26 protein-coding genes are annotated in these 25410 nt (G+C 56.0%); 12 read left to right on the top strand and 14 right to left on the bottom strand.

Annotation, left to right across the window (positions count from 1 at the left end; all coding sequences use genetic code 11):
* Both ET33_RS07720 and ET33_RS38365 read right to left on the bottom strand, forming a co-directional pair.
* Positions 1–501: an eCIS core domain-containing protein gene (locus ET33_RS07720; protein WP_051775175.1), complete on the bottom strand. Its 501-nt coding sequence runs from the start codon at positions 499–501 to the stop codon at positions 1–3.
* A gap of 235 nt (positions 502–736) precedes the next feature.
* Positions 737–946, bottom strand: coding sequence for a hypothetical protein (locus tag ET33_RS38365; RefSeq protein WP_152570603.1), 210 nt, complete (start codon positions 944–946; stop codon positions 737–739).
* A 318-nt stretch (positions 947–1264) separates the two neighbouring features.
* Between ET33_RS38365 and ET33_RS07730 the strand changes: the two genes are divergently transcribed.
* The 3 genes from ET33_RS07730 to glsA all read left to right on the top strand — a co-directional run bounded on the left by ET33_RS07730 (position 1265) and on the right by glsA (position 3435).
* Positions 1265–1735: a GNAT family N-acetyltransferase gene (locus tag ET33_RS07730; RefSeq protein WP_051775176.1), complete on the top strand. Its 471-nt coding sequence runs from the start codon at positions 1265–1267 to the stop codon at positions 1733–1735.
* A gap of 3 nt (positions 1736–1738) precedes the next feature.
* The gene (locus tag ET33_RS07735) at positions 1739–2359 is read left to right on the top strand and encodes a pyridoxamine 5'-phosphate oxidase family protein (protein ID WP_036678898.1); all 621 of its coding nucleotides are present in this window, start codon (positions 1739–1741) and stop codon (positions 2357–2359) included.
* A gap of 131 nt (positions 2360–2490) precedes the next feature.
* Positions 2491–3435, top strand: a complete 945-nt coding sequence (gene glsA / locus ET33_RS07740; protein ID WP_036678903.1) for a glutaminase A — start codon at positions 2491–2493, stop codon at positions 3433–3435.
* 547 nt (positions 3436–3982) lie between these two features.
* Here the strand turns inward: glsA and kduI are convergent.
* Complete coding sequence (kduI, locus tag ET33_RS07745) at positions 3983–4816, bottom strand: 5-dehydro-4-deoxy-D-glucuronate isomerase (protein WP_010497914.1); 834 nt, start codon at positions 4814–4816, stop codon at positions 3983–3985.
* 226 nt (positions 4817–5042) lie between these two features.
* Positions 5043–5819, bottom strand: coding sequence for a DeoR/GlpR family DNA-binding transcription regulator (locus ET33_RS07750; RefSeq protein WP_036678912.1), 777 nt, complete (start codon positions 5817–5819; stop codon positions 5043–5045).
* A 245-nt stretch (positions 5820–6064) separates the two neighbouring features.
* On the opposite strand from ET33_RS07750, the gene ET33_RS07755 reads away from it, so the two are divergent.
* The 4 genes from ET33_RS07755 to ET33_RS07770 all read left to right on the top strand — a co-directional run bounded on the left by ET33_RS07755 (position 6065) and on the right by ET33_RS07770 (position 9780).
* Entirely contained in the window at positions 6065–7372 is a 1308-nt protein-coding gene (locus ET33_RS07755; protein ID WP_036678916.1) for an aminotransferase class I/II-fold pyridoxal phosphate-dependent enzyme, read from the top strand.
* Between the two features lie 244 nt (positions 7373–7616).
* Positions 7617–7982, top strand: a complete 366-nt coding sequence (locus tag ET33_RS07760) for a hypothetical protein (RefSeq protein WP_036678920.1) — start codon at positions 7617–7619, stop codon at positions 7980–7982.
* 55 nt (positions 7983–8037) lie between these two features.
* A complete protein-coding gene (locus ET33_RS07765) occupies positions 8038–8535 on the top strand; it encodes a cation:proton antiporter regulatory subunit (RefSeq protein WP_036678924.1) in 498 nt (165 codons plus the stop codon).
* A gap of 3 nt (positions 8536–8538) precedes the next feature.
* Entirely contained in the window at positions 8539–9780 is a 1242-nt protein-coding gene (locus ET33_RS07770) for a cation:proton antiporter (protein WP_036678929.1), read from the top strand.
* A 62-nt stretch (positions 9781–9842) separates the two neighbouring features.
* Here the strand turns inward: ET33_RS07770 and ilvA are convergent, their stop codons facing one another.
* Positions 9843–11096 carry a threonine ammonia-lyase IlvA gene (gene ilvA, locus ET33_RS07775; protein ID WP_036678932.1) on the bottom strand — a complete coding sequence of 418 codons (1254 nt, stop codon included), beginning with the start codon at positions 11094–11096 and terminating at the stop codon, positions 9843–9845.
* Between the two features lie 234 nt (positions 11097–11330).
* Between ilvA and ET33_RS07780 the strand changes: the two genes are divergently transcribed.
* On the top strand, positions 11331–12173 hold the full coding sequence (locus ET33_RS07780; RefSeq protein WP_036678935.1) for an MBL fold metallo-hydrolase: 843 nt from the start codon (positions 11331–11333) through the stop codon (positions 12171–12173).
* An 88-nt stretch (positions 12174–12261) separates the two neighbouring features.
* Here the strand turns inward: ET33_RS07780 and ET33_RS07785 are convergent, their stop codons facing one another.
* On the bottom strand, positions 12262–13488 hold the full coding sequence (locus tag ET33_RS07785) for an S-layer homology domain-containing protein (protein WP_036678940.1): 1227 nt from the start codon (positions 13486–13488) through the stop codon (positions 12262–12264).
* A 326-nt stretch (positions 13489–13814) separates the two neighbouring features.
* On the opposite strand from ET33_RS07785, the gene ET33_RS07790 reads away from it, so the two are divergent.
* From ET33_RS07790 to ET33_RS07800, 3 genes are all read left to right on the top strand, one after another.
* Complete coding sequence (locus tag ET33_RS07790; protein WP_036678945.1) at positions 13815–15437, top strand: FAD-dependent oxidoreductase; 1623 nt, start codon at positions 13815–13817, stop codon at positions 15435–15437.
* A gap of 178 nt (positions 15438–15615) precedes the next feature.
* A complete protein-coding gene (locus ET33_RS07795; protein ID WP_036678950.1) occupies positions 15616–16062 on the top strand; it encodes a MarR family winged helix-turn-helix transcriptional regulator in 447 nt (148 codons plus the stop codon).
* Positions 16063–16119: 57 nt separating this feature from the next.
* A complete protein-coding gene (locus ET33_RS07800) occupies positions 16120–17601 on the top strand; it encodes a DHA2 family efflux MFS transporter permease subunit (RefSeq protein ID WP_036678953.1) in 1482 nt (493 codons plus the stop codon).
* A gap of 385 nt (positions 17602–17986) precedes the next feature.
* On the opposite strand, the gene ET33_RS07805 is transcribed toward ET33_RS07800, so the two are convergent.
* The 3 genes from ET33_RS07805 to ET33_RS07815 all read right to left on the bottom strand — a co-directional run bounded on the left by ET33_RS07805 (position 17987) and on the right by ET33_RS07815 (position 20990).
* Complete coding sequence (locus tag ET33_RS07805) at positions 17987–18529, bottom strand: hypothetical protein (protein ID WP_036678958.1); 543 nt, start codon at positions 18527–18529, stop codon at positions 17987–17989.
* Between the two features lie 86 nt (positions 18530–18615).
* Positions 18616–20046, bottom strand: a complete 1431-nt coding sequence (locus ET33_RS07810) for a DEAD/DEAH box helicase (RefSeq protein WP_036678962.1) — start codon at positions 20044–20046, stop codon at positions 18616–18618.
* 83 nt (positions 20047–20129) lie between these two features.
* The gene (locus tag ET33_RS07815) at positions 20130–20990 is read right to left on the bottom strand and encodes an alpha/beta hydrolase family protein (protein ID WP_036678966.1); all 861 of its coding nucleotides are present in this window, start codon (positions 20988–20990) and stop codon (positions 20130–20132) included.
* A gap of 82 nt (positions 20991–21072) precedes the next feature.
* Here ET33_RS07815 and ET33_RS07820 point away from each other — a divergent pair, with 82 nt between their 5' ends.
* Positions 21073–21351, top strand: a complete 279-nt coding sequence (locus tag ET33_RS07820; protein WP_036678970.1) for a DUF2573 family protein — start codon at positions 21073–21075, stop codon at positions 21349–21351.
* A 174-nt stretch (positions 21352–21525) separates the two neighbouring features.
* Here ET33_RS07820 and ET33_RS07825 read toward each other — a convergent pair whose 3' ends face one another.
* The 5 genes from ET33_RS07825 to ET33_RS07845 form a co-directional block, all read right to left on the bottom strand.
* Entirely contained in the window at positions 21526–22302 is a 777-nt protein-coding gene (locus tag ET33_RS07825) for an SDR family NAD(P)-dependent oxidoreductase (protein WP_036678972.1), read from the bottom strand.
* Between the two features lie 132 nt (positions 22303–22434).
* Positions 22435–22893 carry a chemotaxis protein CheX gene (locus tag ET33_RS07830; protein WP_036678975.1) on the bottom strand — a complete coding sequence of 153 codons (459 nt, stop codon included), beginning with the start codon at positions 22891–22893 and terminating at the stop codon, positions 22435–22437.
* Between the two features lie 179 nt (positions 22894–23072).
* Positions 23073–23930 (bottom strand): VanW family protein, encoded by an 858-nt coding sequence (locus tag ET33_RS07835; protein WP_036678978.1) that lies wholly within the window; start codon positions 23928–23930, stop codon positions 23073–23075.
* 136 nt (positions 23931–24066) lie between these two features.
* Positions 24067–24519, bottom strand: coding sequence for an NUDIX hydrolase (locus ET33_RS07840; RefSeq protein WP_036678980.1), 453 nt, complete (start codon positions 24517–24519; stop codon positions 24067–24069).
* Between the two features lie 71 nt (positions 24520–24590).
* Complete coding sequence (locus ET33_RS07845; protein WP_235206662.1) at positions 24591–25394, bottom strand: ABC transporter permease; 804 nt, start codon at positions 25392–25394, stop codon at positions 24591–24593.
* Between the last annotated feature and the right edge of the window lie 16 nt (positions 25395–25410).

Below are 25410 nucleotides of genomic sequence, written 5' to 3' on the forward strand. Positions count from 1 at the left end.
TCAGTCTCCAAAGCTAGCCCGATAACGAGCCGAATCCAGTTTCGTTTGCGCCGCTTTGGTCCCCCATTGATCGGCTTCCCGCTCCAGCGAAGGATCGTCATTCACCGCCACGCCGTTGACTTCGGTCGTCGGCTTCACCCGTCCTTGCTTTTGCTGAACGATGTGCGCCAGCTCATGACCAAGCAGTTCCTGCCCCTTGGACGTTTCGGGATTGTATTGGCCGGGCGCAAAATGAATGTCATTGCCCTGGGCATACGCGAGCGCTCCGACCTGTTCCGCCTGATTCCCCGTATGCACCCTCACGTCGGAAAAGTCCGTTCCGAACGCCTGCTCCATCTTCGCCCGGACAGGCTCCGGCATCCCTTCGCCTTTTCTTTGGACGGATGGCGCTGCAGACTTCATCTGCAGCTCCTCTTCTTCCATTACCGTCCGCTGGGCCGTGCCGCCGGACATCATTCGCTGGACCGCGCGATTGCCCGAAATCCGCTGCAGATCATTCATTTTAAAAGCCACCGGATTCTCAGATCGCAAAGGAGCGCTTTCGGATCTTGAAGCAAGGGGAGGGGATGAAAGCTTCTTGCCCGGGAAAGCGTCTCGAATCATCAAAGGACCACACCTTTTTTTACTAACTTACCTTGATTTTTACACAGGAGGCGCTCTATAAGCAATATATCTTTCGGTATATTTTGGCGAAATTTATCTCATCGAAGCAAGATTTCCCTGAATTTGTCGAAAATCATATCCACGCGCGGAACGGCCGGGAGCGCCCCGGTTGAAAAGCGTCCCATTCGTTGGCCGCATCCTTTCCGCGATACAGCCAACGGGCGAGATTTTCCGCCGTACTTAGACGAACCTCCGCTGTGGCCCATCCGCCCGGCGTCGGATTATCGGCCGCAGGTCGTTCGGATAGATTGGCCGGTGCCGGAGACGGCCGTCCTTCTTCCACATATACTGCTTATAAAGCCGCAGCGCCCCAGCTTCTTGTCCTTCCCGAATGAAATGGCATGGCATTCCTTCCTCCATCTTCGGCATGTGCATTTTCCGTGCATTTCATTGGCTCAAGTGCCGCTGTTTCTCTTATTTTCATAATAACACAAAATGTGGAAGTGAAAGGAAGGATTAACGATCGGAGAGCAATTAAAATGGTCTAATAAAAAAGTACTTAATTGGCTCTTTTCTATTGTCAATAATCGAGGTACGATGTCGAATATTTAGGAACCGCCTGCACCTGCGGCGGCAACATCCGGAAGGAGAGCACGATACGATGAACCCTTCGCATGCCTTGATCGTTCGTCAAGCCGAGCACGGCGATATTGAGTCGCTGGCGCCGCTGTTTGACGCCTACCGCCAGTTTTACAGGCAGCCCTCCGACGTGGAGAGGGCCGAGCGCTTTCTGCGTGACAATCTGGAGCGGCAGCAGTCCATCATCTTCTTCGCCTATACGGAGCATCCGGGCCGGCCGCTTGGCTTCACCCAGCTGTATCCGACGCTTTCCTCCATTGCGATGATGCGCGTATGGACGCTGAACGACTTGTTCGTCCATCCGGACGCCCGCAAGCAGGGCGTCGCCCGGGCGCTGATGAAAGCCGCCGAGACCCATGCCCGCGCCACCCGGGCCAAAGGCTTGCAGCTGTCCACGGCCATGGACAATGTTACGGCGCAGCGTCTGTACGCAGCGATGGGCTATGTGCGGGACGACGCTTTCCTGCACTACTATTTGAGACTGGAGGATTAAACAATGAGAAGAAAAGAATTCGAATTGATGGATGCGCAGGAAACGGAGAGCTTTTTGCAGGAAATAAGCTTCGGGGTGCTCGGTACGACGGGCGAGGACGGATGGCCGGAGCTGACGCCGGTAAATTTCGTCTTTCACGAAGGGGCGCTCTATTTTCATGGCAGCAAAATTGGGCAAAAAATGGCCAATTTGAAGGCACGGCCCCAAGTTACCTTCTCCGTCGCCAAGGAATACGCCATCGTGCCGTCCTATATCCTTGATCCGAAGCTGGCTTGTCCGGCTACGGCCTATTTCAAATCCGTCGTCATCAAAGGCTACGGCGAGCCGGTTGACGATCTGCAGCAGAAGGCGGAAGCACTGGGCGCATTTATGCGCAAGCTGCAGCCGGAGGGCGGCTACGATCCGATCGATGCGGCCGATCCCGCTTATGTGCCGCAGCTTAAAGCAACATCCGTAGTGCGCATTCGCGTGGAAAGAATCACGGGTAAATACAAGTTCGGCCAAAATCTGAAAGAACCCAAGTTGAGTCAGGTCATGGACGGACTGGAGCAGCGCGGTGGTGAGCTTGATGCGGAAACGATCGCGCTTATGAAAGCGTACTGTCCGCACCACCAAGAAAAGTAAAATTCGGGAAGCTCGCGGGGCCATCCGGTACGTGACGATCACCTGAAAATACCTGTCTTTTCATCCCGGCGCAAAAGCGGTATGCTAAAGGTAAATCGCACTCATGGACCCCAAGGAGGCTCTCGCAAACGATGACATCCGAAACCGAACTGAACCGGCTGGCCGAGCAGCTTCCGGCCTGGCTCGAAACGAGCCGTAAGGAATCCCGGCACGGCCAGCCCGCCTCCTACATCCCCGAATTGGCGTACGCTCCGGGCGACGCCTTGGGAATCGCGCTGCTCGACGCCGCAGGAAGAGAAGTAACGGCAGGCGACAGCCGATTGTCCTTTACCTTGCAAAGTATCTCTAAAGTGTTCACGCTGCTGCTCGCCTTGATGGACCAAGGCGAAGAAGGCGTTTTCCGCAAGGTCGGCATGGAGCCGACCGGCGACGACTTCAACTCCATGCTGAAGCTGGAGCTGGTTGAGCCCGGCATTCCGTTTAACCCGCTGATCAACGCGGGAGCCATCGCCGTCTCGTCATTGATCCGGGGCGCTACCCCCGCGGAAAAAACGGAGCGGATCCTCTCCTTCTTCCGCGAGCTCGCGGGCGACCCGACGCTGACCTTCAACGAAGCGGTGTACCGCTCCGAAGCCGCTACCGCGCACCGGAACCGGTCTCTTGCCTATTTCCTCAAAGATAACGAAGTGCTGGACGAAGAGGTGGAGCCGGTGCTGGACGTTTATTTCAAGCACTGCTCCGTGGAAGTAACCTGCCGCCATGTGGCGCGCATGGCGCTCGTTCTGGCGATGAACGGAACCGATCCCTCGACGGGACGGGAGCTGGTGCCGCGACGCTATGTGCAGATCGCCAAAACGTTCATGGTCAGCTGCGGCATGTACAACGCCTCCGGCGAGTTCGCCATCCGCGTCGGGCTTCCGGCCAAAAGCGGCGTCGCCGGCGGCATTCTCGCCCTCGTGCCGGGACAGTACGGCATCGGCGTCGTCGGTCCGGCGCTGAACGAAAAGGGCAACAGCATCGCCGGCGTCCACCTGCTGCAGACGATGTCGGAAGCGTTCGACTGGAGCATGTTTTAGCCGGAGCAGTCAGCGGAAGACGCTGGCATTGGTGAATTGGCGCCACAGCGCGCCTGAGCTTGAGCGGGGAGCATGGTGCCGCCCGCTCAAAGCCTCAAGCATAGGCTGCCCCCTGGGCGCCGACACAGCGCGCCTCTCCCGGCTTGTGCTGTTTCCCCAAATAAAGGAACTTCAATGAGCTATCCCTCCTATGAAACCGGCTTCGAATCGCTTAGCGCACCTCCCGTGCTTTATTCCTGTCGAATGGCGGTCCCGGCATCGAAAAAAGCCCAACTAACGCATTTCCCGTGCTCTATTTGCTGAAATGCAGCATCCCCAACCAATTTAAGTACATCGCAGTTCCGCTATTTTCCTCCTGTACATGGGCACTCCACTTAAAATCGCTAGCCGCCTTATCTCGATCACCGTTCCTTCCCCTGCTCACTTTCTAAAACACTTATGCAGCCGAAAACGCACCAGGCTGGCTTAACGAAAAAAGCACAGCCTCTTGAGCCGTACCCGTAAGGTTCGCGCGTCAAAGAAACTGTGCTTTTTACTTTCCGGTGCCTTACTTCAAATCTTTCATGGCGACCGCGTCCATGTCGGAGAATTCTTGGTTCTCTCCGGCCATCGCCCAAATGAACGTATAATTGCTCGTGCCTACGCCGCTGTGGATCGACCAGCTCGGGCTGATGATCGCCTGCTCGTTGCGGACAACCACGTGACGGGTTTCCGTCGGCTCGCCCATCAGATGGAAGACGACGCCGTCTTCCGGCATATCGAAGTAGAAATACACTTCCGAGCGGCGGTTATGCGTGTGGCAAGGCATCGTGTTCCACATGTTGCCCGGCTTCAGCAGCGTCATGCCCATCACGAGCTGGCAGCTTTGGATGCCGTTCAAGTGAATGTATTTGTAGATCGTGCGCTCGTTGGAGTTGGTGATCGAACCGAGATGCTGCGGCTCCGCCTCGCTGATCGCTACCTTTTGCGTCGGGTAGTTTTTGTGCGCCGGGGTCGAGCTCAGGTAGAAGCGCGCCGGATTCGCGGCATCCGCGCTCTTGAACACGACTTGCTTGTTGCCGAGGCCGACATACAGGCCGTCTTTGTTCTCCAGCACGTAATCGGTGCCGTCGACCGTGACGATGCCTTGGGCGCCCACGTTGATGATTCCGATTTCGCGGCGTTCGAGGAAATAGTCCGCCCCCATGTCGTGCTTATCCGCTTCAAGCAGAACAGGCTCCGTTGTCGGTACGGCACCGCCTGTAATGAAGCGGTCCACGTGGCTGTACACCAGATTCAACTTGCCCGGCACGAACAAGCCTTCGATCAAATATTCTTGGCGCAAACGTTCCGTATCGTACGTTTTCGTTTCCGTTGGGTTGGTCGCGTAACGAATTTCCATAGACATCGTATAATTCCTCCCGTATTTACATGGTCAATGCTATTATAAACCATACGTTCATTTAAGTTCAAATTAATTATTTTTGAACCAAAATGAACCAACAAGGACGCGCAAAAGCGCAAACGTGGGCAGCGGACCGATCGTTCGCTCCCCTCCGCCCGCGCACAACGTGCCTGCATACGCGGGCTTCCGGCTACGAACGCCTCGTCCGCATCCGGCTCCAACGCTACCTTCCGGCTCCGCTCCACCGGCTGCGCTCGATTCGCGTGCCTGCCGCTTCGTAGCTGCGCGCCGTCTCCTCCGGCAAATACGGATCGGTCACGATCACGCCGATTTCGGACAGCTTCGCGAACGTGATCAACGCGCACTTGTCGAACTTGCTGTGGTCCGCCACGCAAAACACCTGCTTCGCGGAATCGATCATCGCCCGTTTTTGCCCGACGTGGGAATGGGTGAAGATCGTAAACCCGTATTCCGGATGAATCCCGGTCGTGGACAGAAACGCCTTCTGCACGTTCAGCCTGCCAAGAAATTCCGCGGCCTCTTCGCTGACCAGCATATTCCGGCTGCGGAAGCCGCCGGGAACGACCAGCCTTACGCGGTCTTTCTTGATCAGCTCGCTGATGATATGCAGATCGTTCGTGATGACCGTCAGCGGCGCATTGTCGAGCAGCTTGGCCATCTCCAGCGTCGTGCTGCCGCTGTCGAGCGCGATAATGTCGTTCGGCTCGACAAACCGCAGCGCCCACTCCGCCACCTCCCGCTTCTCGTCCGGATGCTTCGGATTCGGCGCGAGCCCGGCGAGCAGGCCGGAATAGCCTTCATTCGCCAGCACGGCGCCGCCGTGAGTCCGGTGCAGCAGTCCTTTGCTTTCCAGCTTCTCGAGATCCTGCCGGATCGTCTTGCCCGTCACCCCGAGCTTGCCCGCCAAATCCGCGACGGACACCTCGCGGTGCGCCATAAGCAGCTCCATAATTTTCTCGTATCGTATGATGGCTGACATCGTTGCCCCCCGCTTTGCGGACTGCTTCCTTCACGCCAAATCCGCACCCATATTTTTGCTGCCCCTATGGTAACACAGCTTCTTCGGGAAAACCAAGCATCCCCGGCAAATCCGCCCGTTTGCCCCCCCTCCTCCTTGCGAACAGACTCCGACGTAAAATCCGAAACTCCGTGACGCTGCCGTACGAAAAGTGTTATAATATGGTCTAATGTAAGCTATGAAGAAACATGGAAGGATGGACCGTCATGAACCCTCTTGCCCAAAGTTTAAATGAGACCATTCAAAAGGAAAGCCCGCACGTCTACGAGATGCTATCCGAGCTCGGCAAACAGATTTATTTTCCGAAGGTCGGCATCCTGAGCCAATCCGCCGAAGCGAAGGCAAAGGCCAAGAAGTTCAACGCCACCATCGGCACGGCGCTGGAGAACGGTCAGCCGATGCATCTCAAAGTCATCCAAGACACACTGTCCGCTTATAATCCGAAGGACATTTACGAATATGCCCCGCCGGCGGGCAAGCCGGAGCTTCGCACCGCATGGCGCAGCAAGATGATCGAGGAAAATCCGTCCCTTCAAGGCAAAAACCTCGGCAATCCGATCGTGACGAACGCACTGACCCACGGACTGAGCATCGTGGCCGATTTGTTCGCGGGTCCAGGAGACGCTGTGATCATTCCGGATAAAAACTGGGAAAACTACGAGCTGACCTTCGGCATTCGCCGCGGCGCCGAGCTCGTCTACTACCCGCTCTACACGGAAGACCGTCTGTTCAACGCAGCAGCGCTCCGCGACGCCCTGCTAGCACAGAAGGGCAAAGGCAAAGCCATCGTCGTGCTGAACTTCCCGAACAACCCGACCGGCTACACGCCGGGTCCGGAAGAAGGACGCGCCATCGTAGCCGCGATCAAGGAAGCGGCGGAAGCCGGCATCAACGTCGTGGCCGTCACGGACGACGCTTACTTCGGCCTGTTCTTCGAGGATTCGCTGCATGAGTCGCTTGCCGGCCAATTGGCGGGGCTTCATCCGCGCGTGCTGTCGGTCAAGATCGACGGCGCGACGAAGGAAGAATACGTATGGGGCTTCCGCGTCGGCTTCATTACGTACGTCGGACAAAGCGATGCGACGCTGGCGGCTTTGGAGCAAAAAACGATCGGCATTATCCGCGGAACGATTTCCAGCGGCCCGCATCCGTCGCAGACGTTCGTGCTGCATGCGCTGCAATCGCCGGACTTCAAAGCCCAGAAGCAGGAGAAGTTCGACATTATGAAAGGCCGCGCCAACCGTGTCAAAGCGCTGCTGGATACCGGCAAATTCGATCAGGCATGGGACTACTACCCGTTCAACTCCGGCTACTTCATGTGCCTGAAGCTGAAGACGGTTGACGCCGAAACGCTGCGCTTGCACCTGCTCGATAAGTACGGCGTCGGGACGATCGCCCTCGGCGAGACCGACCTCCGCGTCGCCTTCTCCTGCATCGAGGAAGCGAATATCGACGAGCTGTTCGAAACGATCTACCAAGGCGTTCTGGATCTCCAGAATGTCGCCGCGAAATAAGAAAAGTTTCTTATCGAAGCCTATTCGAGGAAGATACATTCGTGTTTTAGAGGAAGCTTTTCTTGCGATATAGAATTCAATCAGCTCCGCTGATAACTTATATCTAAAACGAAATCCGTAAAAGCCGGGGTTCGCAAGAGCCTCCGGCTTTTTTTGCATTTGCAATCGACCGAAAATCAATGCTACAATAAATCTACGTTAACACCTCGGTTAAGTGAGACTTTGTCCGAAAGGAGGAATGTGGATGACAGCATGCCGACATAACCACCCTCTTCATGTCCTTTTCGTGCTGCTTACCGGTCTGTTCCTCACGTTCTCCTGGTTCATCCCGATTGCCGAAGCGGAAAATCCGCCGCTCACGCGCTCGATGACGATGGGCCAATCGGGCGCCTCCCACGTTGTCTCCATCGCTTCCCGTCAGCAGACGGACAATGACATGCATACGCCTGTGACAGGCCTGCCGTATCTCCGTTCGGAAGCGATCCGATTTCCCATGCGTGCCTTCATCTTGGAGCGGCGCTCAGACCGTTCCATCTTCCTCCTGCTCAAGCAGCAGCTCCTAATGCCCTTAAAATATACGGTGATTACGTACTTCGCTCCCCAAGTTTGATCGTTTACGGGCTCCGGCAGCCGGACCCGCAATCCAAAACTTGGGAGGAGATTCCATGACAGACATCCGAGAGTCCGATCTTCCGGGAATCGGACGAAAATTTCAACTGCACGCCCGCGGAGGCGATAAATTGGTCGTGGTCGTCCACGACGACGGAAGAAGAGAGCTGTATCATTTTGATCCGGACGATCCGGATGAGACCGTCTCCACGGTAACGCTGGACGACGACGAGGCGAGAATGATGGCCGGTATTATCGGCGGGATGAGCTATCGGCCCAAATCGCTCGAAACGATGGAAGTTGCGCTGGACGCCCTGGTCGTGGAATGGTTCAAAATCGAGGCCGGCGCAGGCAGCGTCGGGCATACGATCGGCGGGCTGAACGTCCGCAAGCAAACGGGAGCGACGATTATCGCCGTTGCCGAGAAAAATCATACCCACTGCATCAATCCGGGCCCAGAGTATCGGCTTAACGCGGAATCGACGCTCGTCGTCGCGGGAGAACGCAAGCAATTGAAGGCGCTGAAGGAGCTCCTTCAGCAAGGGAGCCTGTAGCCTATGGAGCACATCGTTCTAGAGATCGGACTGGCGATTTGTCTCATTGCCGCTGCGGGCTGGCTTTCCACGAAGCTGCGATTTTCCGTCGTTCCGTTTTACATTTTGATCGGGATGGCGGTCGGCCCCCATGCGCCGAAGTTCGGGGCTTTCGATTTTCGCTTCATCGACAGCGCTCCGCTGATCGAATTTATGGGCCGTCTCGGGGTGCTGTTCCTGCTCTTTTATCTCGGACTGGAATTTTCGGTCGGCCGGCTGATCAAGTCCGGACGCTCCATCGCGGTAGGGGGCACGATCTATATTGCGATCAATTTCACGCTCGGGCTGCTGTTCGGCTGGCTCTCCGGATTTCCGCTGAACGAAACGCTGGTCATTGCCGGCATTACGACGATTTCCTCCAGCGCGATCGTCGCCAAAGTGCTCGTCGATCTGAAGCGGACGGCCAATGCCGAGACGGAAATGATTCTGGGCATCATCATGTTCGAAGACGTGTTCCTGGCCGTCTATATCTCCATTCTGTCCGGACTGCTGTTAAGCGGAGCCACATCGGTAGGAGGCATTATCCTGTCCGCGCTGCTCTCGCTCGGCTTCATGCTCGTCTTCCTGATCGTCGGGCGCAAAGCGGTGCCCTGGCTGAACCGCTTCCTGAATATCCGGTCCAACGAGGTGTTTCTGCTGTTCGTGTTCGGATTTTTGACGGTCGTTGCGGGCTTCTCCGAAACGATTCATGTCGCGGAAGCGATCGGAGCGCTGCTCGTCGGATTGGTACTCGCCGAGACCGAGCACAGGCACCGGATCGAGAAGCTGATTCTTCCGTTCCGGGATTTCTTCGGGGCGCTGTTCTTCTTCAGCTTCGGCCTGACCATCGATCCGCTCACGCTCGGCGGCGCCGTCTGGCTCTCGTTGGGAGCGGTGCTGCTGACGCTCGCCGGCAATTACGTGGCCGGGATGCTGGCCGGGCGAAGCGCCGGGTTATCCCCGAAAGCATCGTCCAACATCGGGCTGACGATCGTCTCCCGGGGAGAGTTCTCCATCATTATGGCCAATCTCGGCAAAGCCGGCGGACTGATGGCCGTCCTGCAGCCGTTCGCCGCGCTGTACGTGTTGATCTTGGCGATTCTCGGACCGCTGCTGACGAAGGAATCGAAGTTTGTGTACGGCATGCTGAATCGTTGGTTTAAATTCGACACAACGGCAGCTGCGCCGCCGGACCGCTCCAAGGCGCAGGAAAACCATCCGGCCTGACGACGCAAACAAGCCTGACGGAAGGGATCGCTCCTTTTTCGTCAGGCTTGTTCATTTTTGGTTTAGATCAACAAATTAAATAAGTTCGGGTCCTTATTAATCTCGCTGAACCGCAGCCCGCGCTGCTCCATCCGCTCGATCAGCGGACCATAATCGTCCTTGTGCTTGAGCTCGATGCCGACAAGCGCAGGACCGTTTTCTTTGCTTGTTTTCTTCGTATACTCGAAGCGCGTAATGTCGTCGGTCGGTCCGAGCACGTATTCGAGAAACTCGCGCAGCGCGCCGGCGCGCTGTGGAAAGTTGACGATGAAGTAATGCTTCAGACCCTCGTAGATGAGCGACCGCTCCTTGATTTCCTGCATCCGGTCGATGTCGTTATTGCCGCCGCTGATGACGCACACGACATTTTTCCCGGCGATCTCCTCGCGGTAAAATTCCAGCGCCGCCACCGACAGCGCTCCCGCCGGTTCCGCCACGATGGCGTTCTCGTTGTACAGCTCAAGAATCGTCGTGCACACTTTGCCTTCCGGCACGACGATGATATCGTCGAGAAACTCGCGGCAGATGTCGTACGTCAGCTCTCCGACCCGCTTGACCGCCGTGCCGTCGACGAATTTGTCGATCTCGCCGAGCGTGACGATCTCGCCCGAATCGACCGATTGCCGCATCGAAGGCGCTCCGGTCGTCTCCACGCCGACGACCCGGGTGGACGGGCTGACGCCCTTAATATACGTGCTCATGCCGGCAATGAGTCCGCCGCCGCCGATCCCGGCGAATACGTAGTCAACCGGCCCTTGCATGTCATTCATCAGCTCCAGGCCGACGGTGCCCTGGCCGGCAATGACCTTCGGATGATCGAACGGGTGAACGAACGACAATCCTTCGCGCTCCCCGTACTCCAGTGCTTCCCGCAGCGAATCGTCGAAGGTGTCTCCGGTCAGCACGACGTCGACGAACGGGCCGCCGAACAGCTTGACCTGCGATATTTTTTGCCGGGGTGTCGTCGTCGGCATGAAGATTTTGCCCGGAATTTGCAGCGCTTTGCAGGAATAAGCCACACCTTGGGCATGGTTTCCGGCGCTGGCGCAGACGACACCTTTGCGCAGCTTGTCCTCCGACAGGCCGCGAATCATATTGTAGGCGCCGCGAATTTTGAACGAGCGGACCACCTGCAAGTCCTCCCGCTTCAAGAACACGTTGCAGCCGTATTTTTCGGATAAAATGAAATTTTTTTGCAAGGGGGTCTGATATACGACATCCTTCAGCAGATGGCTGGCGACGAGAATATCCTCTAGTTTGATATGCGGTGCTGTCATAATCGCTTTTCCTCCAACCCGATGTACGCAAGTCTCTCGCCCGGTTTCGCGGGCTTGCTCGCAATTTTCTCCTAATTATACACCGTTCGGCGCATCTGTCCATCCCCTATGCCCAATTGCCAGGATAGCCCTCCGCCAATGTTGCAGAGCGATGCAGGATCAGGTACGATGACGGTATCGGGGCATGACCTCAACGCTTTTATATGAAGCCATTCCATACTATTGGAGAAACTTATGAAAATAACTACGCTAATCGAAAATTTGAAGAATGATTCACAAGATTTAATCTATGAATCCGGCTTATCTCTTTACATAGAACAAGATAACAAACGTATCCTGTTTGATACCGGAAAAACCGGCGGCTTTATTGCGAATGCAAAGAAACTGGGAATTCGTTTGGAGGATGTCGATGCCGTAATTCTTTCTCATGGTCATCATGATCATGGCGGAGGTCTGCTACCGTTCTTTCAAATAAACAGCAAAGCCAAAGTCTATATGAAGAGGAAAGCTTCAGGAGATTATTATTTTCATATCTTCGGTTTTAACAAAAACATCGGCATCGATAAAAAAGTATTCGAGGAGTATTCCAACCGAATTGCTTATATTGATCGTTTTACCGAGATCATGAATGATATTTATATTATTACAGACATCGAGGAGCACGATTTGACCCCGAAGGGAAATAAGTATTTATTTGCCCATGAAGGGAATAAGCGGGTTCAAGATCAATTCGAACATGAGCTCATGATGGTGATCAAGGAGCAAGACGGAATCAGCCTATTTACAGGATGTTCTCACAAAGGCACTCCCAATATGATACGAGCCGCCAGAACGATGTTCCCCAGTCTAACGATTAAAGCGGTAATAGGCGGCTTTCATCTCATGACGATACCGATGCTGAAAGCATTCAGCGCTTCCCAAGAAGAGATTCAAGTCCTTGCCCAAATGATCATCGACGAGAATATCCAAAAAGTATATACAGGGCATTGCACAGGGATAAAAGCTTACAAAAAATTAAAACATATTCTGGGTTCCAAAATCGAATATATTCGAACAGGATCTCAGATCGACGTTTAAAAAACGGACCTTCCCCCGGCATCCCATGTGCCTGGAAGAAGGTCCGTTTCCCGTTGCAACTCTAACCTTTTTTAATCGTCTCTCTTATTTATCGAATGATGATGGTGTGTACGAGTTGGTTTTTGCCTCTCAGCTCCAAGGTACGTCCTGCGGTCAGCTGGCTGACGTCGCCGGAGATGTAAACCTCGGGAGCGATCGAGTAGACCGCCGTTTGCACACTGCCGCTGTTCACGTTTTGGTTAATCGAAACGGTGGCGAGTCCGCCCTTGGAGTTCAGTGTATAGCTATTCAGCGTTCCCGTGACCGTGAAGTCCGTTTGCTGCTGGGGATCGTTCGTCGTGTTCAACACTTCAACGTAGATCGCTTTTCCGCCATAAGTGCGGATCAGCACCTGATCTCCTGTGCGCAGGTCGCCGGGAGCTACGCGGGAGCCATTGCGGAATACGAATACGTTCGAATCCATCTCGACGTTCAGAGCTTCGTTGTTTTGCGATTTCACCGGCAGCAGGTTGTTGTTCAGCGCGCCGGTTACCGTGCCTTTCACCGATGCGTGGTCAGGCAGCTGGCTGCCCGTACGATCCAGCAGCGCGGCAAGCTCGGCGCGGGATACCGACTTGCTCGGACGGAACGTGTTGTCCTCGTATCCGTCGATCAAGTTTTTCTCGATCGCCACGGCGACGTAGCCTACGGAACCGGCAGGAATTTTGTCGGCATCGCGGAACGGAAGCTTGGCGTTCATTTTCGCTTTGGCTTCGTCCTGCAGCTTCATCGCTTTAACCAGCAGCGTTGTCGCCCACAGGCGGTCCGCTTCTTTCTCCGGCTGAATCATGTCGTCCGTCTCGGAGAACAGGTCGTTTTGCAGCGCGACGGAAACGTAGCCGGTCGCCCACGGATATTTTTGCTTCAGTTTGTCCGCATCTTTGAAGTTCAGGTTGGCCGCTTTCGCATCCGCCGACTCGGCTTGATCGCGCAGACCCATCAAACGGACCGCAGCGGTAATCGCCTCGATGCGAGAGATCGTTTTGCGCGGCTGGAACGTGCCGTCGTCGTACCCTTCGAATACGCGTTTGGAAGCGAGAGAAGCGATGTAACGCTGCGCCCATTCCACGTCCTTGCCCTTCAGATCGTCGAACGTCAGCTTAATGTTAATATTGACATCTTTGCCGTTATCCACTTTTTTCACGATGGTATCGCGGTTGTCGCGATCCTTGTCATGACCTTTGCCTTTGCTGTCGGCAAAAGCCGCCGTCGATCCGCCCATCACCATCGCCAGGGTCAATCCGGAAATCACTGTCTTCTTGAAAGCTTTGCTCATCATTCATTCTCCTTTGCCTTTTAGGGTTGAACCGCAATCCGGCTCGTGACGAACACACGGGGCCCCGCCACTCGAATAGCGGAGGAAGTCCGTCGCCCGTCGATTCTCAAGCAGGTGCGATCTTTGATATGAGTATAAAAAGAGGATGTTTCAGAACCTTCGCGAAGAGTTCCTGACTGCACTTACATCGTTCGCCCTCCCCAAAATGTTTAGGGGGGTCCTTTAGATCGCCTGCCAAAAATGTTAAACTTAACATCATACCCCGGGATTGTCCTTTTCGGACCTTGTCCCGGCTTCTACCATAAACGAAAGATAAGGAGAGAGAGATGAAATTAAGCGGCAAAAAGCTGACGATTGTTCTGGCCCTGGTGGCCTTGGTCGCCCTGGCTGGGGTCTATACGTTCCTGCAGCGGAGCGCGCCGGACAAGCCGTCTCCGAACTCAACGGCAACCACAGGGAAAGACGATGCGAACGGCGGCAAGAATACAACCGCCTCCAAAACGGACAACAAACTACCCGACATCCCGACAGAGCAGACGGATATAGTCGTGATCGGCAGCGAGCTGGAAGGGCTCTATTTGGCCCGCGCCGCGGCGGACGAAGGATTGAAGGTCAAAATATTGGACCCGCGCAATGCATTCGGCGGCCAAGTGCTGCAGGGAGAGATGCTGTTCCTGGACGAAACCCGCGACGATCAGCACCGGCTGCTGGTCCAAGGCCGGGCGAAGGAACTGTTCGACGGCTTCCGCAACGGCAAAATCCGCAAGCTGAAGGAATTCGAGCAATATTTTGACAAGCTGAAAAAGGACATTCCCGTCGAGCAAGGGATTAAGATCGAGAGCATCGAGCAAAACCCCGGCCAATTCGGCGGGCAGGCGTTAAACGGCATCGTCTACACGACCAAGGACGGCCAGAAGAAACGAATTGCCGCCTCCTACTGGGTCGAGAATACCGATTACGCCGCGATGGTCAGCAAGCTTCAGGCGACCCGGATGCCGGGCCTGGAGAAGTTCTACGGGCAAAATAACATCGAGTATATGAGCTCCGGCATGATGATGAAGTTCAAAAACGTCGATTGGGCGAAATTCCAGCAAAGCTTCAACAATATGCCGAAGGAAGAGCGCAGCGCCAAATTCGGCTGGGGCTCGGTGGACAACAGCTTCGCCATCAGCCTTTCGGACATGACGAGCAAGTACAAACCGACGAACGACCGCGTGTTTCTGCGCGGGCTGAATGCGGTGAGCCAGCGGGACGGCGAAGTGATTATCAACGCCTTCCTGATCTATACGGTCGATCCGTCGGACGACAAATCGGTAGCCGATGCGATGGAACTCGGGAAGAAGGAAATTCCTCTGATCCTGAACCATTTCCGCAAAAGCTTGCCCGGCTGGGAGAAAGCGGAGCTGAACGGGTTCCCGAACTACCTGTACATCCGTGAATACAACCACTACGAGACGGATTACGTCTTGAAGCCTTCGGATATGCTCGGGGCGAAAATGTTCTGGGACAACGTGAGCATCGGCGGCTACCCGCTCGACCTGCAGGGCACCAGCGCCAACAAATGGGGCATCGAAATGGGCCGCCCGGACAAATACGGGATGCCGCTGCGCAGCTTCCTGCTCAAAAATTACGACAACGTCATTATGGCCGGCAAAAACGTCGGCGCCTCCGCCATCGCTTACGGCAGCGCGCGCATTCAGCCGAATACGAGCTTGGCGGCCGAATCGATCGGCGTCATTTTGGGGCAAATTCAAGGCAAGAAGAAGCTTCGCGAGCTGAAGGAAGCCGACATGCCGCAGCTTCAGCAGTATCTGGCCTCGAAGTACAACATCAAGCTGACCGGTGTCACCGGCAACAACAAGCTGGCCGGCTGGTCGGCGGACGAAATCGCCAAGCTGGATACCGGCGAGATCGTTTATGCGTCTTATGTAAAAACACGTAAAAAATAATAAAGCAAGCCCTCCTGCGCCGTGGAATCGTCCGGTTGCGGGAGGGCTTTTTCGTATGGCGGCAATGCGTCTCCAACTTTTGACACATCGAGGAAAACGGAGTACAATGATTTAGTTCAAAGTTTGAATTATTCATAGACAAAATTATTGAGAGCTAAAACTCAAAGGGGGAGCCGTCATGCGGGAGCAAGGGCTTCATGCGTCCACAGAGATTGAAAAATGGACCCGGCTGGCGATGCGCCGATGGATCACCGAAATGACAGGCCGGTTGAAGCAAGGGCTGCCGATTCAGCAGTACTATTTGCTGGAGAGCCTTCGGGCGAACGGGACGATGCGGTGTTCGGAGCTGGCGGACACGCTGCAAATTACGCTGCCGGCCGTGACGAACCTCGCCAATAAGCTGGTGGCCAGCGGGTATGCGGAGCGGGCGCATAACGAAACAGACCGGCGGGTCGTCATGGTGACCGTCACGCAGAAAGGTCTGGACGCTTTGAGCGAGTTGGACGAGAAAGCGGCGGAATTGGTCGAGTGGTTCTGGCAAGGGCTGGAGCCGGGCGAAACCGCCGAATTGACCCGGCTGCTCCGCAAAGTGGTCGAGTATAGAACGGTCATGGATAAAGACTAAAGAACGGGCTTTCGCTTAGCGGAGAGCCCGATAGCAGGGAGAAAAGGAGAGAATAGCATGGCTTCGCTTGAAAGCACCGAGAAACCCGTGCCGTTTTGGCCGGTCATGATCGGTATTTTTTTCGGCTCGTTTCTGGCGATTCTGGGAACAAGTTCCATTAACGTAGCCATTCCAATCTTAATGCAGGATTTTCATACCGACTTGAATACGGTACAGTGGACGCTGACCGGCTTTATGCTTGCGACCGGGGTCATTGCGCCGATCACCGGCTACCTGGGGGACCGATTCAGCACCAAATATTTATATGTCGCGGCCCTGATCGGGTTTACGTTCATGTCGGGACTGTGCGCCGTAGCTTGGAATATTCATTCGCTGATCATGTTCCGCATTCTGCAAGGGGCCTTCAGCGGCATGGTCATGCCTGCCACCATGACGATCATTTATCAAGTCATTCCCAGAGAACGGCAGGCGTTCGCCATCAGCATGTGGAGCTTGTCAGCGATGCTGGCTCCGGCGCTAGGCCCGTCGCTGGCCGGCTGGCTGATTCAAACGTTCGACTGGACCTGGCTGTTCTTGATCAACCTGCCGTTCGGTGTCATCGCCATCGCACTTGCGATGAAGCTGATTCCGTATTACCGCTTGACGACACCGAAACCGTTCGACCTGTTCGGCTTTCTGGCCGTCATTCTCAGCAGCTCCGCGCTGCTCATCGCATTCAGCGAAGCGCACGCTTGGGGCTGGGGATCTTGGCAGACGGTATCCCTGCTGGCCTTCGGAGCGTTGACGCTGATTGCCTTCGTTCTTTACGAGCTGCGTAAAGCCGGGCCGCTGTTGAACCTAAGAGTATTCGCGTATTCCCGGTATACCTACAGCTTGATTCTTAGCTGTATCATCACGATCAGCTTGTATTCCGGGACGTTCCTGACGCCGGTGTTTCTGCAAAATATCCAGCATGTCTCCGCCTTCGATACGGGCTTGATCCTCCTCATCCCGTCGCTGGCGATGGCAGTCTGCATGCCGCTTACCGGCAAGCTGTATTCGCGGGTGGGGCCGATGCCGCTTATTCTGTTCGGGATCGTACTGATCGGCGTCGGAACACTGGCTATGGCCCATCTCAGCGTCGATGTAACGCATGGCTATATCATCCTGTGGATGACCGTCCGCAACCTTGGCATCGCCTTCTCGACCATGCCCGCTTCCAATGCCGGCATGGAGGTCATTCCGCGCGAGCTGTCCGGGCACGCTTCCTCGGTGAACAACTGGATCCGCCAAGGATTCGGCTCGTTCTCCATCGGCCTGTTCACCTCGATGCTCGCTTCTCGCGTTGCCGCGCACAGCATGGAGCTCGGCAAGACCGGCGGGCTGAACGGCCAGCAGCTGCAGCAGCAGGCGTTCACGTTGAGCGTCAACGACGTATACATGGTCGCTACGGTTGTCGTGCTGATCGGCTTACCGCTGGCCTTGACGCTAGGAAGCCGGCGCGGCAAAAAGCAGCCGGAAGCTGCCCCCGGTCCGGGCTTGTCGCAAAAGACGTCGTAAGCGAGCCAGCGCAGACTGGTTTTGTACCTACCCACCCAAAAAGGGACGGTTTCCTTCGAAGGAAACCGTCCCTTTGAGTGTTGAGAAACCCTAGGAAGTAGAAAAACTCAGACAAATAGAGGTGGGGTATATCCCGTAAGAGTTTACGTCCGCCTTTGAAACCCGTGAAAATACCGCTAATTCTAATCAAGTTCACGGGTAGATGGGGTCCCCGGAAAGTATCAGAATAAGCTTCCAAGAGTTACATCACTTTCTGGGGAAGGGCAGCGGCTGGAGGGATCTACCCCACCGGCATATGCAGAGTATTTCTACGCGAAGCGGGTTTCCTAACAAGCTCAGGGACGGTTTCCTTCGATCGGAAGATAACCGTCCCTTTTGCTTTCATCTATAAGCGCAGCCCGAAAGTCACACGTACCGTGGGCCCTTCAAAGGCTACGTCCCGAATCGCCACATGCCTCGGCATATAATCGTTCAGATCAACCTGGATCGGCTGAAGGCTCAGCCATTCGCCCGGTACGGTAACGTCCCGGATGACGGTGCCGGTATGGACGGCCGTCAAATACGGCTCCTTCCAGGCAAGCTCGAAGTTGAGCCGGGCGCCGACCTTCCAGCGGTCTTGAAGCAGCAGCGTCACGTCTGCCGCGAGCCGGTCCCCTTCAAGGAAGAACTTCGCTCCTGTCAGCTTGACGCCGGGCCGCAGCTCGGCCCGGCGGGAAAGCGCCTTTTTCAGCAAATCGCCCAGCTCCTGCTCCGTCAGCACCGCCTCCGGCTTGCGATTGATTACCATCGCGGCAAGCTTTTCGCGCACCGGAAGATCATTATATGTCAAATCCAGCTCCGCTTGCGGCTGCGCGTACCATAATGCCCCGGCGACCAGCAGCGCGGCCAGAACTACGATCGTGACGATCCCTTTGAAGAGCGATCTCATCTGACTTCCCCCTTAAAGGAGCCGGTCCTAACCTGAGCCCAATGTCCTCTCCCGGAGTTTGACAGGCGGAATCGGCGGCTCCTTCGTTACTTTTTCGGTTTACCCGACGGATCGCGCTTTTCCTTAAGCCAGCGCGGCGCTCCTTTGTTTTTGCGGTCCCGCTCCCGTTCCGCCTTGCGTTTATCCGGGGCAGCCGAAGCCGGAGCCGGAGGACGGCCCGTGCCGGCCTGTGCCGGCTTCACGCTCTTGCCTTCCGTACGGGGAAGCTTCGGAGCTCCCGCCTGGGCAATACGCGCTTCAGGTTTTTCCCTTCCCGACGGCGCTTCGTCCGGCACCCGGCGTTCCACGAGCTTCTTCGCGTCCCGGCGAATGGCCCGCTCCTGCTCCGGATCGACGACCTTCCCATGAAACATCGTCCGCTGCTTGATCTCGATACCGAGCGCTTTGGAAAACTTATCGATAATGAACTGCTCCCGCGGAGTAATGATCGACACGGCCGTGCCTTTGCGGCCCATCCGCCCCGTCCGGCCTACGCGGTGCACGTAATGGTCCGCATCGATCGGCGGATCGAGGTTGATCACGTGAGTAACCTGCGGCAGATCAAGCCCCCTGGCGGCTACGTCGGTCGCGAGCAGCAGCTGGAATTTGCCGGCGCGGAACGCCTGCATCGCCTTGGCCCGTTCCTGCTTGAAGGAATCACCGTACAAGCCTTCGACCGATAGGCCGACATATTGCAGCTTCGCCACCGCTTCCCCGATATCGTCGGTCTCATTGACGAACACGATCGCGGCCTTCGGGTTATACAGTCGGACAATCCGGCGCAGCGTATCGATTTTGTCCCGTTCCTGACATACGAAATACAGATGCTCAAGCGTCTCCGAGGTGCGCTGCGCCGGTTTTACCCGAACGTAGACGGGTTCGCGCATCCAGCGATCGATGACGTCCTGCAGCGGCGGCGGGAACGTCGCGGAAAAAAACAGCAGCTGCCGGTCGCGCAGCATGCCTTTGAACAGCGCCTCCACATCCTGCATGGACCCCAGCTCGAACACTTGATCGACCTCGTCGACGACGACCGTGCGGATTCCGTGCAGCTTCAGCTTGCGGAGCTTCACCAGCTCCTGTACGCGGCCAGGCGTCCCTACCACGATCTGCGGCTTGAGCTTCAACCGGTCGATCTGGCGCTCGATGGAGGCGCCGCCGATGAGCTGCTGCACGCGGACGTCGCTATCCTTCACAAGCTGCTCCAGCGTCTGCACGATCTGCATGCCGAGCTCCCGTGTCGGCACCAGTACAAGAGCTTGTACCTCTCTTGCGCCCGCGTCTATTTTATGCAGCAACGGCAGCGAATAAGCCAGCGTTTTCCCCGTACCGGTCTGCGATTGCGCGACGACATCTTTTCCTTCAAGCGCGATCGGTATCGCTTCGGCCTGTATGTCCGACGGCTCCGTAATGCCGAGCTCCTGCAGCCGTTTGACATACTGCGGAGCGATATGTAAAGCTGCAAACCCCGTATTCATTCGATCATCCTCTCTTCCCTTGCGTTTTCTTAGTATACCAGAATATGCGGGCGATTGCCCTACCCGGCAGGAAGACAACCTCCTTATCGATCCCGGCCTTCCGCCCGCTCCCGTTTGCTTGCGATCCATCCGAACACCGCATCGAGCGCGCGTTCGTCGTCCTCCTTCGGAAAACGGTGCCCGAGCCCGTCGTACAGCTCCATCGTGTACTCCTTCCCGGCCCGCTCCAGCGCCGCTCCCAGCTTGCGCGCCTGCTCTACGCTGACCTGCGCATCCGCCGTACCATGTACGATCATGACGGGAACACGGATCGCGTCGACCCAACAGACCGGCGATCGCCGCTCATAGCATTCGGCCTGCTTGCGCGGATGTCCGACGACCCGCTTCAGCATCCGTCTCAGATCGACCCGCTCTTCATATGTATCGAGCAGATCGCTCACGCCGCCCCAGACGACGACCGGACCGGCGCCTTCGCACTCTTTGGCCGCCAGCAGCGCCATCAATGCGCCGCGCGAGAAGCCGATCAGCGGAATCGGTCCGGACTGCACCTCCGGCAGCGATTGCATGAGGGTAATGGCGTGATGCACGTCAAAGCGGTCTTCCCCTCCGAAGTCTTCCCGTCCCTCACCGCCTTCGTTGCCCCGATAAAACGGCGCAAATACCGCGTACCCGCGCCGCGCCATCGAGAAAATGCGGCGTTTGCGCACCATCCCGACCTTGCGGATGCCTCCCCGGCAGTAAATTAGACCCGGAACGGGCATAGCCGAATCGGGCACGGCAAGATAACCTTTCACCTGAAGTCCTTGGCTAATATATGTCAGCCGGTAAAGCGATATGCCCTTCGCCAGGCTGCGGAGAATTTCTCTCTGAACCAGCGTGCCGTCGGCTGGAGCGCCGCCGGTTGCCCCGCTTTGCGGAAGGTTTGTATCGGTAGGTATAGGCATGTTCGGTTCACTCCATTTTTTGACACAAAGTCGTTCCGGCGTTACACTAAGATGTATTATGACCGGAAAGGTGGATTTTCAAATGAATTCCCGTTTTGCCGCCGAATTCGAAGGGCTGGTCGAGAAATATGCCGAGCTCCTGACCGGCGACGCTTCCGCCGAAACGGTGGAAAAAATTAAAGTTTGGGCGATCTACAACCATATCCATAAAACGATGCCGGCTCTCGCAAGCCATTGGAATCAGCAGCATCCCGAGGGCAAAGCCGATGTCCGCAAGCTGTTCGAAGAGGTCCGCGACCGCAACCAGAAGTTTAAGGCGGCCAATCAACAGCAGGAAGCAGCGCCGGAACCGGAAGCCTGATCGCTGCGAACCCATGCTTCCTTTACCATACCCTGTACGAAGACCGAAATGCAATGCGCGCACTCGGTCTTCTTTTCTTATTTCTTATTTCTTATCGACATTCCCCGGTCTACTATAATACGAGCCAAAGAAGACCGCCACCCCTCCGAGGGTGCGCGGTCTTCTCGCTAACAGCTACTTCTTATTGAGCAATTTATAAGCGATGCCATCGAATAGCCGCGGAAACAACTGATACAGCTTCACTCCGGCTGCCGCCATGAACGGCAGGTTCACCTCGGGCGTCCCCCGCTCGATCGCTTTCAGCACCGCTTGAGCGACGCGCTCCGGCTTCAGCATAAACCATTGGATGTTTTTTACGTAGCTGCCCGAAGGATCAGCCCGCTCAAAAAACGGCGTATCGATCGGCCCGGGGTTGACGGCGGTCAAACGAACGCCGGTACCAACGAGCTCCTGCCGCAGACAATTGGTCAAGCCGAGCACCGCGTGCTTGGTGGCCGAGTAGCCGCTCGACTTGGCCGAGCCGATCTTCCCGGCCATGGAGGCAATATTGACGATATGGCCGCTCCCCTGCTTCAGCATGGAAGGCAGCACCGCTTTCGTACAGCGGACCGACCCCATGTAATTCACATCCATCATGCTCTCGAATTCGCTTAAGGGTGCCGTCACGAACGAATCGAACACGCCGTAGCCCGCATTGTTGATCAGAATGTCGATCCGCCCGTATTCGGCGATCACCCGCTCCATCGTTGCCGTTACCTGCTCCGCCGAGGTGACGTCGAGTCGATATACGGCGTGCTTGCCCTGTATTTTAGCGGACGCCTCCGCCAGCTTTTGCTCCGATCGCGCCATCAGCACAGGAACGGCTCCGCGCTGCGCCAGCATCTGCGCCATCAGCGCGCCGATCCCGCTGGACGCTCCCGTAATTACCGCGATTTTGCCCTGAAAATCCATCGTCCGGTTCCCCCCGTCTTCTATCGAACAAAAAAAGCGAAGCGCTCCCGGCGTTATCGGAACCGGAGAAGCGTTCGCTTACAGCTTACACGTTATGGACTTGTCATTTCAACTGTAGAGCATGCCGCTTGGTTAAGCGATCAGCACTTGAATATCCAGCTCCCCGATGCCTTCCATAATCAGCGGGATCGTCAGTGCCTTTTGCGCGTTGAAGCCGGCCGCATGCGCGGAATGAAGCAGCTTGGGCGGCGTAATATCGACGCGGACCCCTTGGTTGAATAACATCGTACTGGCATTGCCGCTGATCATATTGCTGAGCTCGGAGATGGCGCTTTTACCGATCTCGTCCATTTCGGTGATCGAAAAACCGCCCATCATGGCGGATACGACCTTGAGCGCGACTTCCTCGTGCAATCCGAAGACGATGTCCCCTTCCATCTGCCCGGTCATGCCGATTTGAATCCAAATATATTTTTCAACAAACTTCACGTCTTTGATGCCGAGCTGTCCGGTGGTCGGTCGTATATTGGCAACTTGTTCGATGACGATTCTGGCCGACTCCAAAAACGGGTTGATAAGCTCTGCCTTCATAAGATGACCGGTCTCCTTTTTTCGACAATATGCCGCAGATCCATAGGACTTTTTTGTTATTTCATTATACCTAAATTCATGATGCAAGTATAGAACTTTTGTCGCGTTTTGTGTGAAATATAACAAAAATCACAGGATCGAAGCACCTTTTAAAGAAACGGTCTGATTCTTTATACATACTACAAGTCGCTCCGCCCGGGAACTTCTCCGGGATCGGCTTTCTCCGGCAAGCAGGGCTCATACATCATGATGGCGTGGTTCTCGGCAACGAACCCTTCGTCCAGCCAGCGCCCTTCCGCATCGAACCGGTTGCGGCATATGACGTTATGGCGAACGTATCCGCCCCACCATTCCTGGGTAATCCAGTGCCTGGTTTCGGTAATCTCATAACGGTGCGATGCCGGACTATCGGCCCGCCATTCTCCGACCAAGTCGGTGTCCGTCAGCCAAATTCGGAGCTGGTAGCACATCTCCGTGCAGTTCTCGATCTGCAGATCCAAGTAATTATAAAAGCAAGTCGCCCCTGTTCCGAAGGGCTGCTTTCGTCCCGCATCGGGAAAGACGTCGTATCCGTGCCGGTATCTCTCCGTCACAGTAAGCGGCGTGTGCAGCGTCATCCAGTAAATCAGATTGGAAAGCTGACATAAACCGCCTCCCACTCCGGCCCGGACCGTGCCGTGATGCAGAACCATCCCGTCCACGTAGCCTTGACGGCGGGTCGGTTTGCCGATCGTCCTCCAGTACGAGAACGTTTCGCCCGGCTGAAGGACCAGACCGTCCAGCCGCTGCGCAGCCAGTCTCAAGTTGACGATTTTGTTGTATTGAAGCTGCATCTCCACATTCCGAAGCTGTCGAAGCAGCGGAGTACGGTGGGTGAAATGAACGTGCCGCAGCGGTTCGTCTCGGCGCAATCGCGCAAAGCGTTTATTCCCGAGCATCCAGCTCACGCGGCGGCGCAGCCGGTAATACGCAATGCCTGCCGCCGTGCGCCATCGGCTGCGGCGCTTCGGCTTCGGCACCGACGATGGACCGAACATCCGTCCTCCCCTCCCTACCTTCATTCTAGCAAAAACCCGGTCGGCTTACTACGACGAATCGACACATGCGTCGAATTTTCGTCTAAGATGACAAAAGGCGGCCAAGCTCCCCGAACGGGACTCTTCGCCGCCTTCTTTATTGCTGCCATCCGTAGCTGTCGTAAAATACGCCCGCCAGCACGTTTTCGACCGCCTGGCGCACATGGGGAATCATATCTTCCGGAAGGCCGTCCAGCGGATACCACGCCATTTCGGAGCATTTGTCCGGTTCCCGGTTGTATGGCTCCCCCTCCCATTGCTTCACGGTCAGAAAAAAATCGATCCATTCGCCCGTATCTGAATTCCGGTGCATCACACTCGCCACTTCCAGATCGGCCGGGTCCACCCGGACGCCGCTTTCCTCCCATGCTTCGCGAGCCGCCGCCTGCTTCACTTCTTCGTTCCCGTCCATTTTGCCGGCTACCAGACTCAGCTTGCCATCCTCGTAGCCGGTGTTGGTTCGGCGAAGCAGCAGTAGCCTGTTCTCCCGCACAAGGAGCAGATACACGGCGCTGTATATCCGAAACCACTCTTTTTCGGTCGTACTCATAAGCTGTCCTCCGCAGTCGTTTATCATAGGGTCGATCGTTCCAGAACCATTATACACCTCTTCGGACGCTTTCACATCCGAAGCCCCATCGCATTTCCGGAGCTGTACCGCCGCAAGCCGCGGTGAAAGAACCATAAACCGGCCGCGGTCACGAGTCCCGTCATTCCGAGCGCCTGCAGCGTGAACGCAAGATCCGCTTCTCGCAGCAGTCCGATCGGCAAATAGCTGATGAATCCGGCAGGAATGACGGTGAATAGAATCAGCCGGCCCCAGCCGCTGAAAATGCCTGTCGGGTAAGTGGAGAAGGTAAGAATTGCATTGAACAGCTGCTGGCCGATGCCTTCGGCTTGCCCGATGTAGAAGGCGAGCGACTGCGTCGTCACCACGAAGAACAGAAAAATCAGCATCGCGATGAGCAGCGCCAGCACGAACTTCAGCAGGCCAAGCGGCGAGCGGTCCCCGAACAGTCCATACAGCAGCAGGGCGAACAGCACGTCCCCGATCGCAGAGACGGACATTCGGCTGACCAGAATATGAAGCAGCACCGGCTTGGGCTGTGTCAGGTACAGATCAAGCTGACCACCCGCAACCAGCGAGGCCAGTCGGTACGCATTGCCGAACAGCACGGCGGACAGACCGAAGCCACCCGCGCTCACCGCCCACATCATCATCACGTCTTGCAGCTCCCAGCCGTTCACGACCGGAAACCGCCGAAAATAAAGCCCCCAGAAAAAAATCCAAACGGCATTGTTCACCATCATCATGCCCGCAGTCATCAGAAAGCTCAGTCGGAATTCCATGGCTCCAGCCAAATTGAGCTTCCAGCACGTCCATACGAACCGCAGCAGCGGCATCATTTTCGAATTCTGGCGCAATTTGTTCCCCTCCCTT

The organism is Paenibacillus tyrphae, assembly GCF_000722545.1.
GTDB classification, from domain to species: domain Bacteria; phylum Bacillota; class Bacilli; order Paenibacillales; family NBRC-103111; genus Paenibacillus_G; species Paenibacillus_G tyrfis.

Excerpts from the sequence above, each read along its gene's own strand:
- ET33_RS07720 (WP_051775175.1), bottom strand. The coding sequence starts at position 501 with ATGAATGATCTGCAGCGGATTTCGGGCAATCGCGCGGTCCAGCGAATG.
- ET33_RS07730 (WP_051775176.1), top strand. The coding sequence starts at position 1,265 with ATGAACCCTTCGCATGCCTTGATCGTTCGTCAAGCCGAGCACGGCGAT.
- ET33_RS07735 (WP_036678898.1), top strand. The coding sequence starts at position 1,739 with ATGAGAAGAAAAGAATTCGAATTGATGGATGCGCAGGAAACGGAGAGC.
- glsA (WP_036678903.1), top strand. The coding sequence starts at position 2,491 with ATGACATCCGAAACCGAACTGAACCGGCTGGCCGAGCAGCTTCCGGCC.
- kduI (WP_010497914.1), bottom strand. The coding sequence starts at position 4,816 with ATGGAAATTCGTTACGCGACCAACCCAACGGAAACGAAAACGTACGAT.
- ET33_RS07750 (WP_036678912.1), bottom strand. The coding sequence starts at position 5,819 with ATGTCAGCCATCATACGATACGAGAAAATTATGGAGCTGCTTATGGCG.
- ET33_RS07755 (WP_036678916.1), top strand. The coding sequence starts at position 6,065 with ATGAACCCTCTTGCCCAAAGTTTAAATGAGACCATTCAAAAGGAAAGC.
- ET33_RS07760 (WP_036678920.1), top strand. The coding sequence starts at position 7,617 with ATGACAGCATGCCGACATAACCACCCTCTTCATGTCCTTTTCGTGCTG.
- ET33_RS07765 (WP_036678924.1), top strand. The coding sequence starts at position 8,038 with ATGACAGACATCCGAGAGTCCGATCTTCCGGGAATCGGACGAAAATTT.
- ET33_RS07770 (WP_036678929.1), top strand. The coding sequence starts at position 8,539 with ATGGAGCACATCGTTCTAGAGATCGGACTGGCGATTTGTCTCATTGCC.
- ilvA (WP_036678932.1), bottom strand. The coding sequence starts at position 11,096 with ATGACAGCACCGCATATCAAACTAGAGGATATTCTCGTCGCCAGCCAT.
- ET33_RS07780 (WP_036678935.1), top strand. The coding sequence starts at position 11,331 with ATGAAAATAACTACGCTAATCGAAAATTTGAAGAATGATTCACAAGAT.
- ET33_RS07785 (WP_036678940.1), bottom strand. The coding sequence starts at position 13,488 with ATGAGCAAAGCTTTCAAGAAGACAGTGATTTCCGGATTGACCCTGGCG.
- ET33_RS07790 (WP_036678945.1), top strand. The coding sequence starts at position 13,815 with ATGAAATTAAGCGGCAAAAAGCTGACGATTGTTCTGGCCCTGGTGGCC.
- ET33_RS07795 (WP_036678950.1), top strand. The coding sequence starts at position 15,616 with ATGCGGGAGCAAGGGCTTCATGCGTCCACAGAGATTGAAAAATGGACC.
- ET33_RS07800 (WP_036678953.1), top strand. The coding sequence starts at position 16,120 with ATGGCTTCGCTTGAAAGCACCGAGAAACCCGTGCCGTTTTGGCCGGTC.
- ET33_RS07805 (WP_036678958.1), bottom strand. The coding sequence starts at position 18,529 with ATGAGATCGCTCTTCAAAGGGATCGTCACGATCGTAGTTCTGGCCGCG.
- ET33_RS07810 (WP_036678962.1), bottom strand. The coding sequence starts at position 20,046 with ATGAATACGGGGTTTGCAGCTTTACATATCGCTCCGCAGTATGTCAAA.
- ET33_RS07815 (WP_036678966.1), bottom strand. The coding sequence starts at position 20,990 with ATGCCTATACCTACCGATACAAACCTTCCGCAAAGCGGGGCAACCGGC.
- ET33_RS07820 (WP_036678970.1), top strand. The coding sequence starts at position 21,073 with ATGAATTCCCGTTTTGCCGCCGAATTCGAAGGGCTGGTCGAGAAATAT.
- ET33_RS07825 (WP_036678972.1), bottom strand. The coding sequence starts at position 22,302 with ATGGATTTTCAGGGCAAAATCGCGGTAATTACGGGAGCGTCCAGCGGG.
- ET33_RS07830 (WP_036678975.1), bottom strand. The coding sequence starts at position 22,893 with ATGAAGGCAGAGCTTATCAACCCGTTTTTGGAGTCGGCCAGAATCGTC.
- ET33_RS07835 (WP_036678978.1), bottom strand. The coding sequence starts at position 23,930 with ATGTTCGGTCCATCGTCGGTGCCGAAGCCGAAGCGCCGCAGCCGATGG.
- ET33_RS07840 (WP_036678980.1), bottom strand. The coding sequence starts at position 24,519 with ATGAGTACGACCGAAAAAGAGTGGTTTCGGATATACAGCGCCGTGTAT.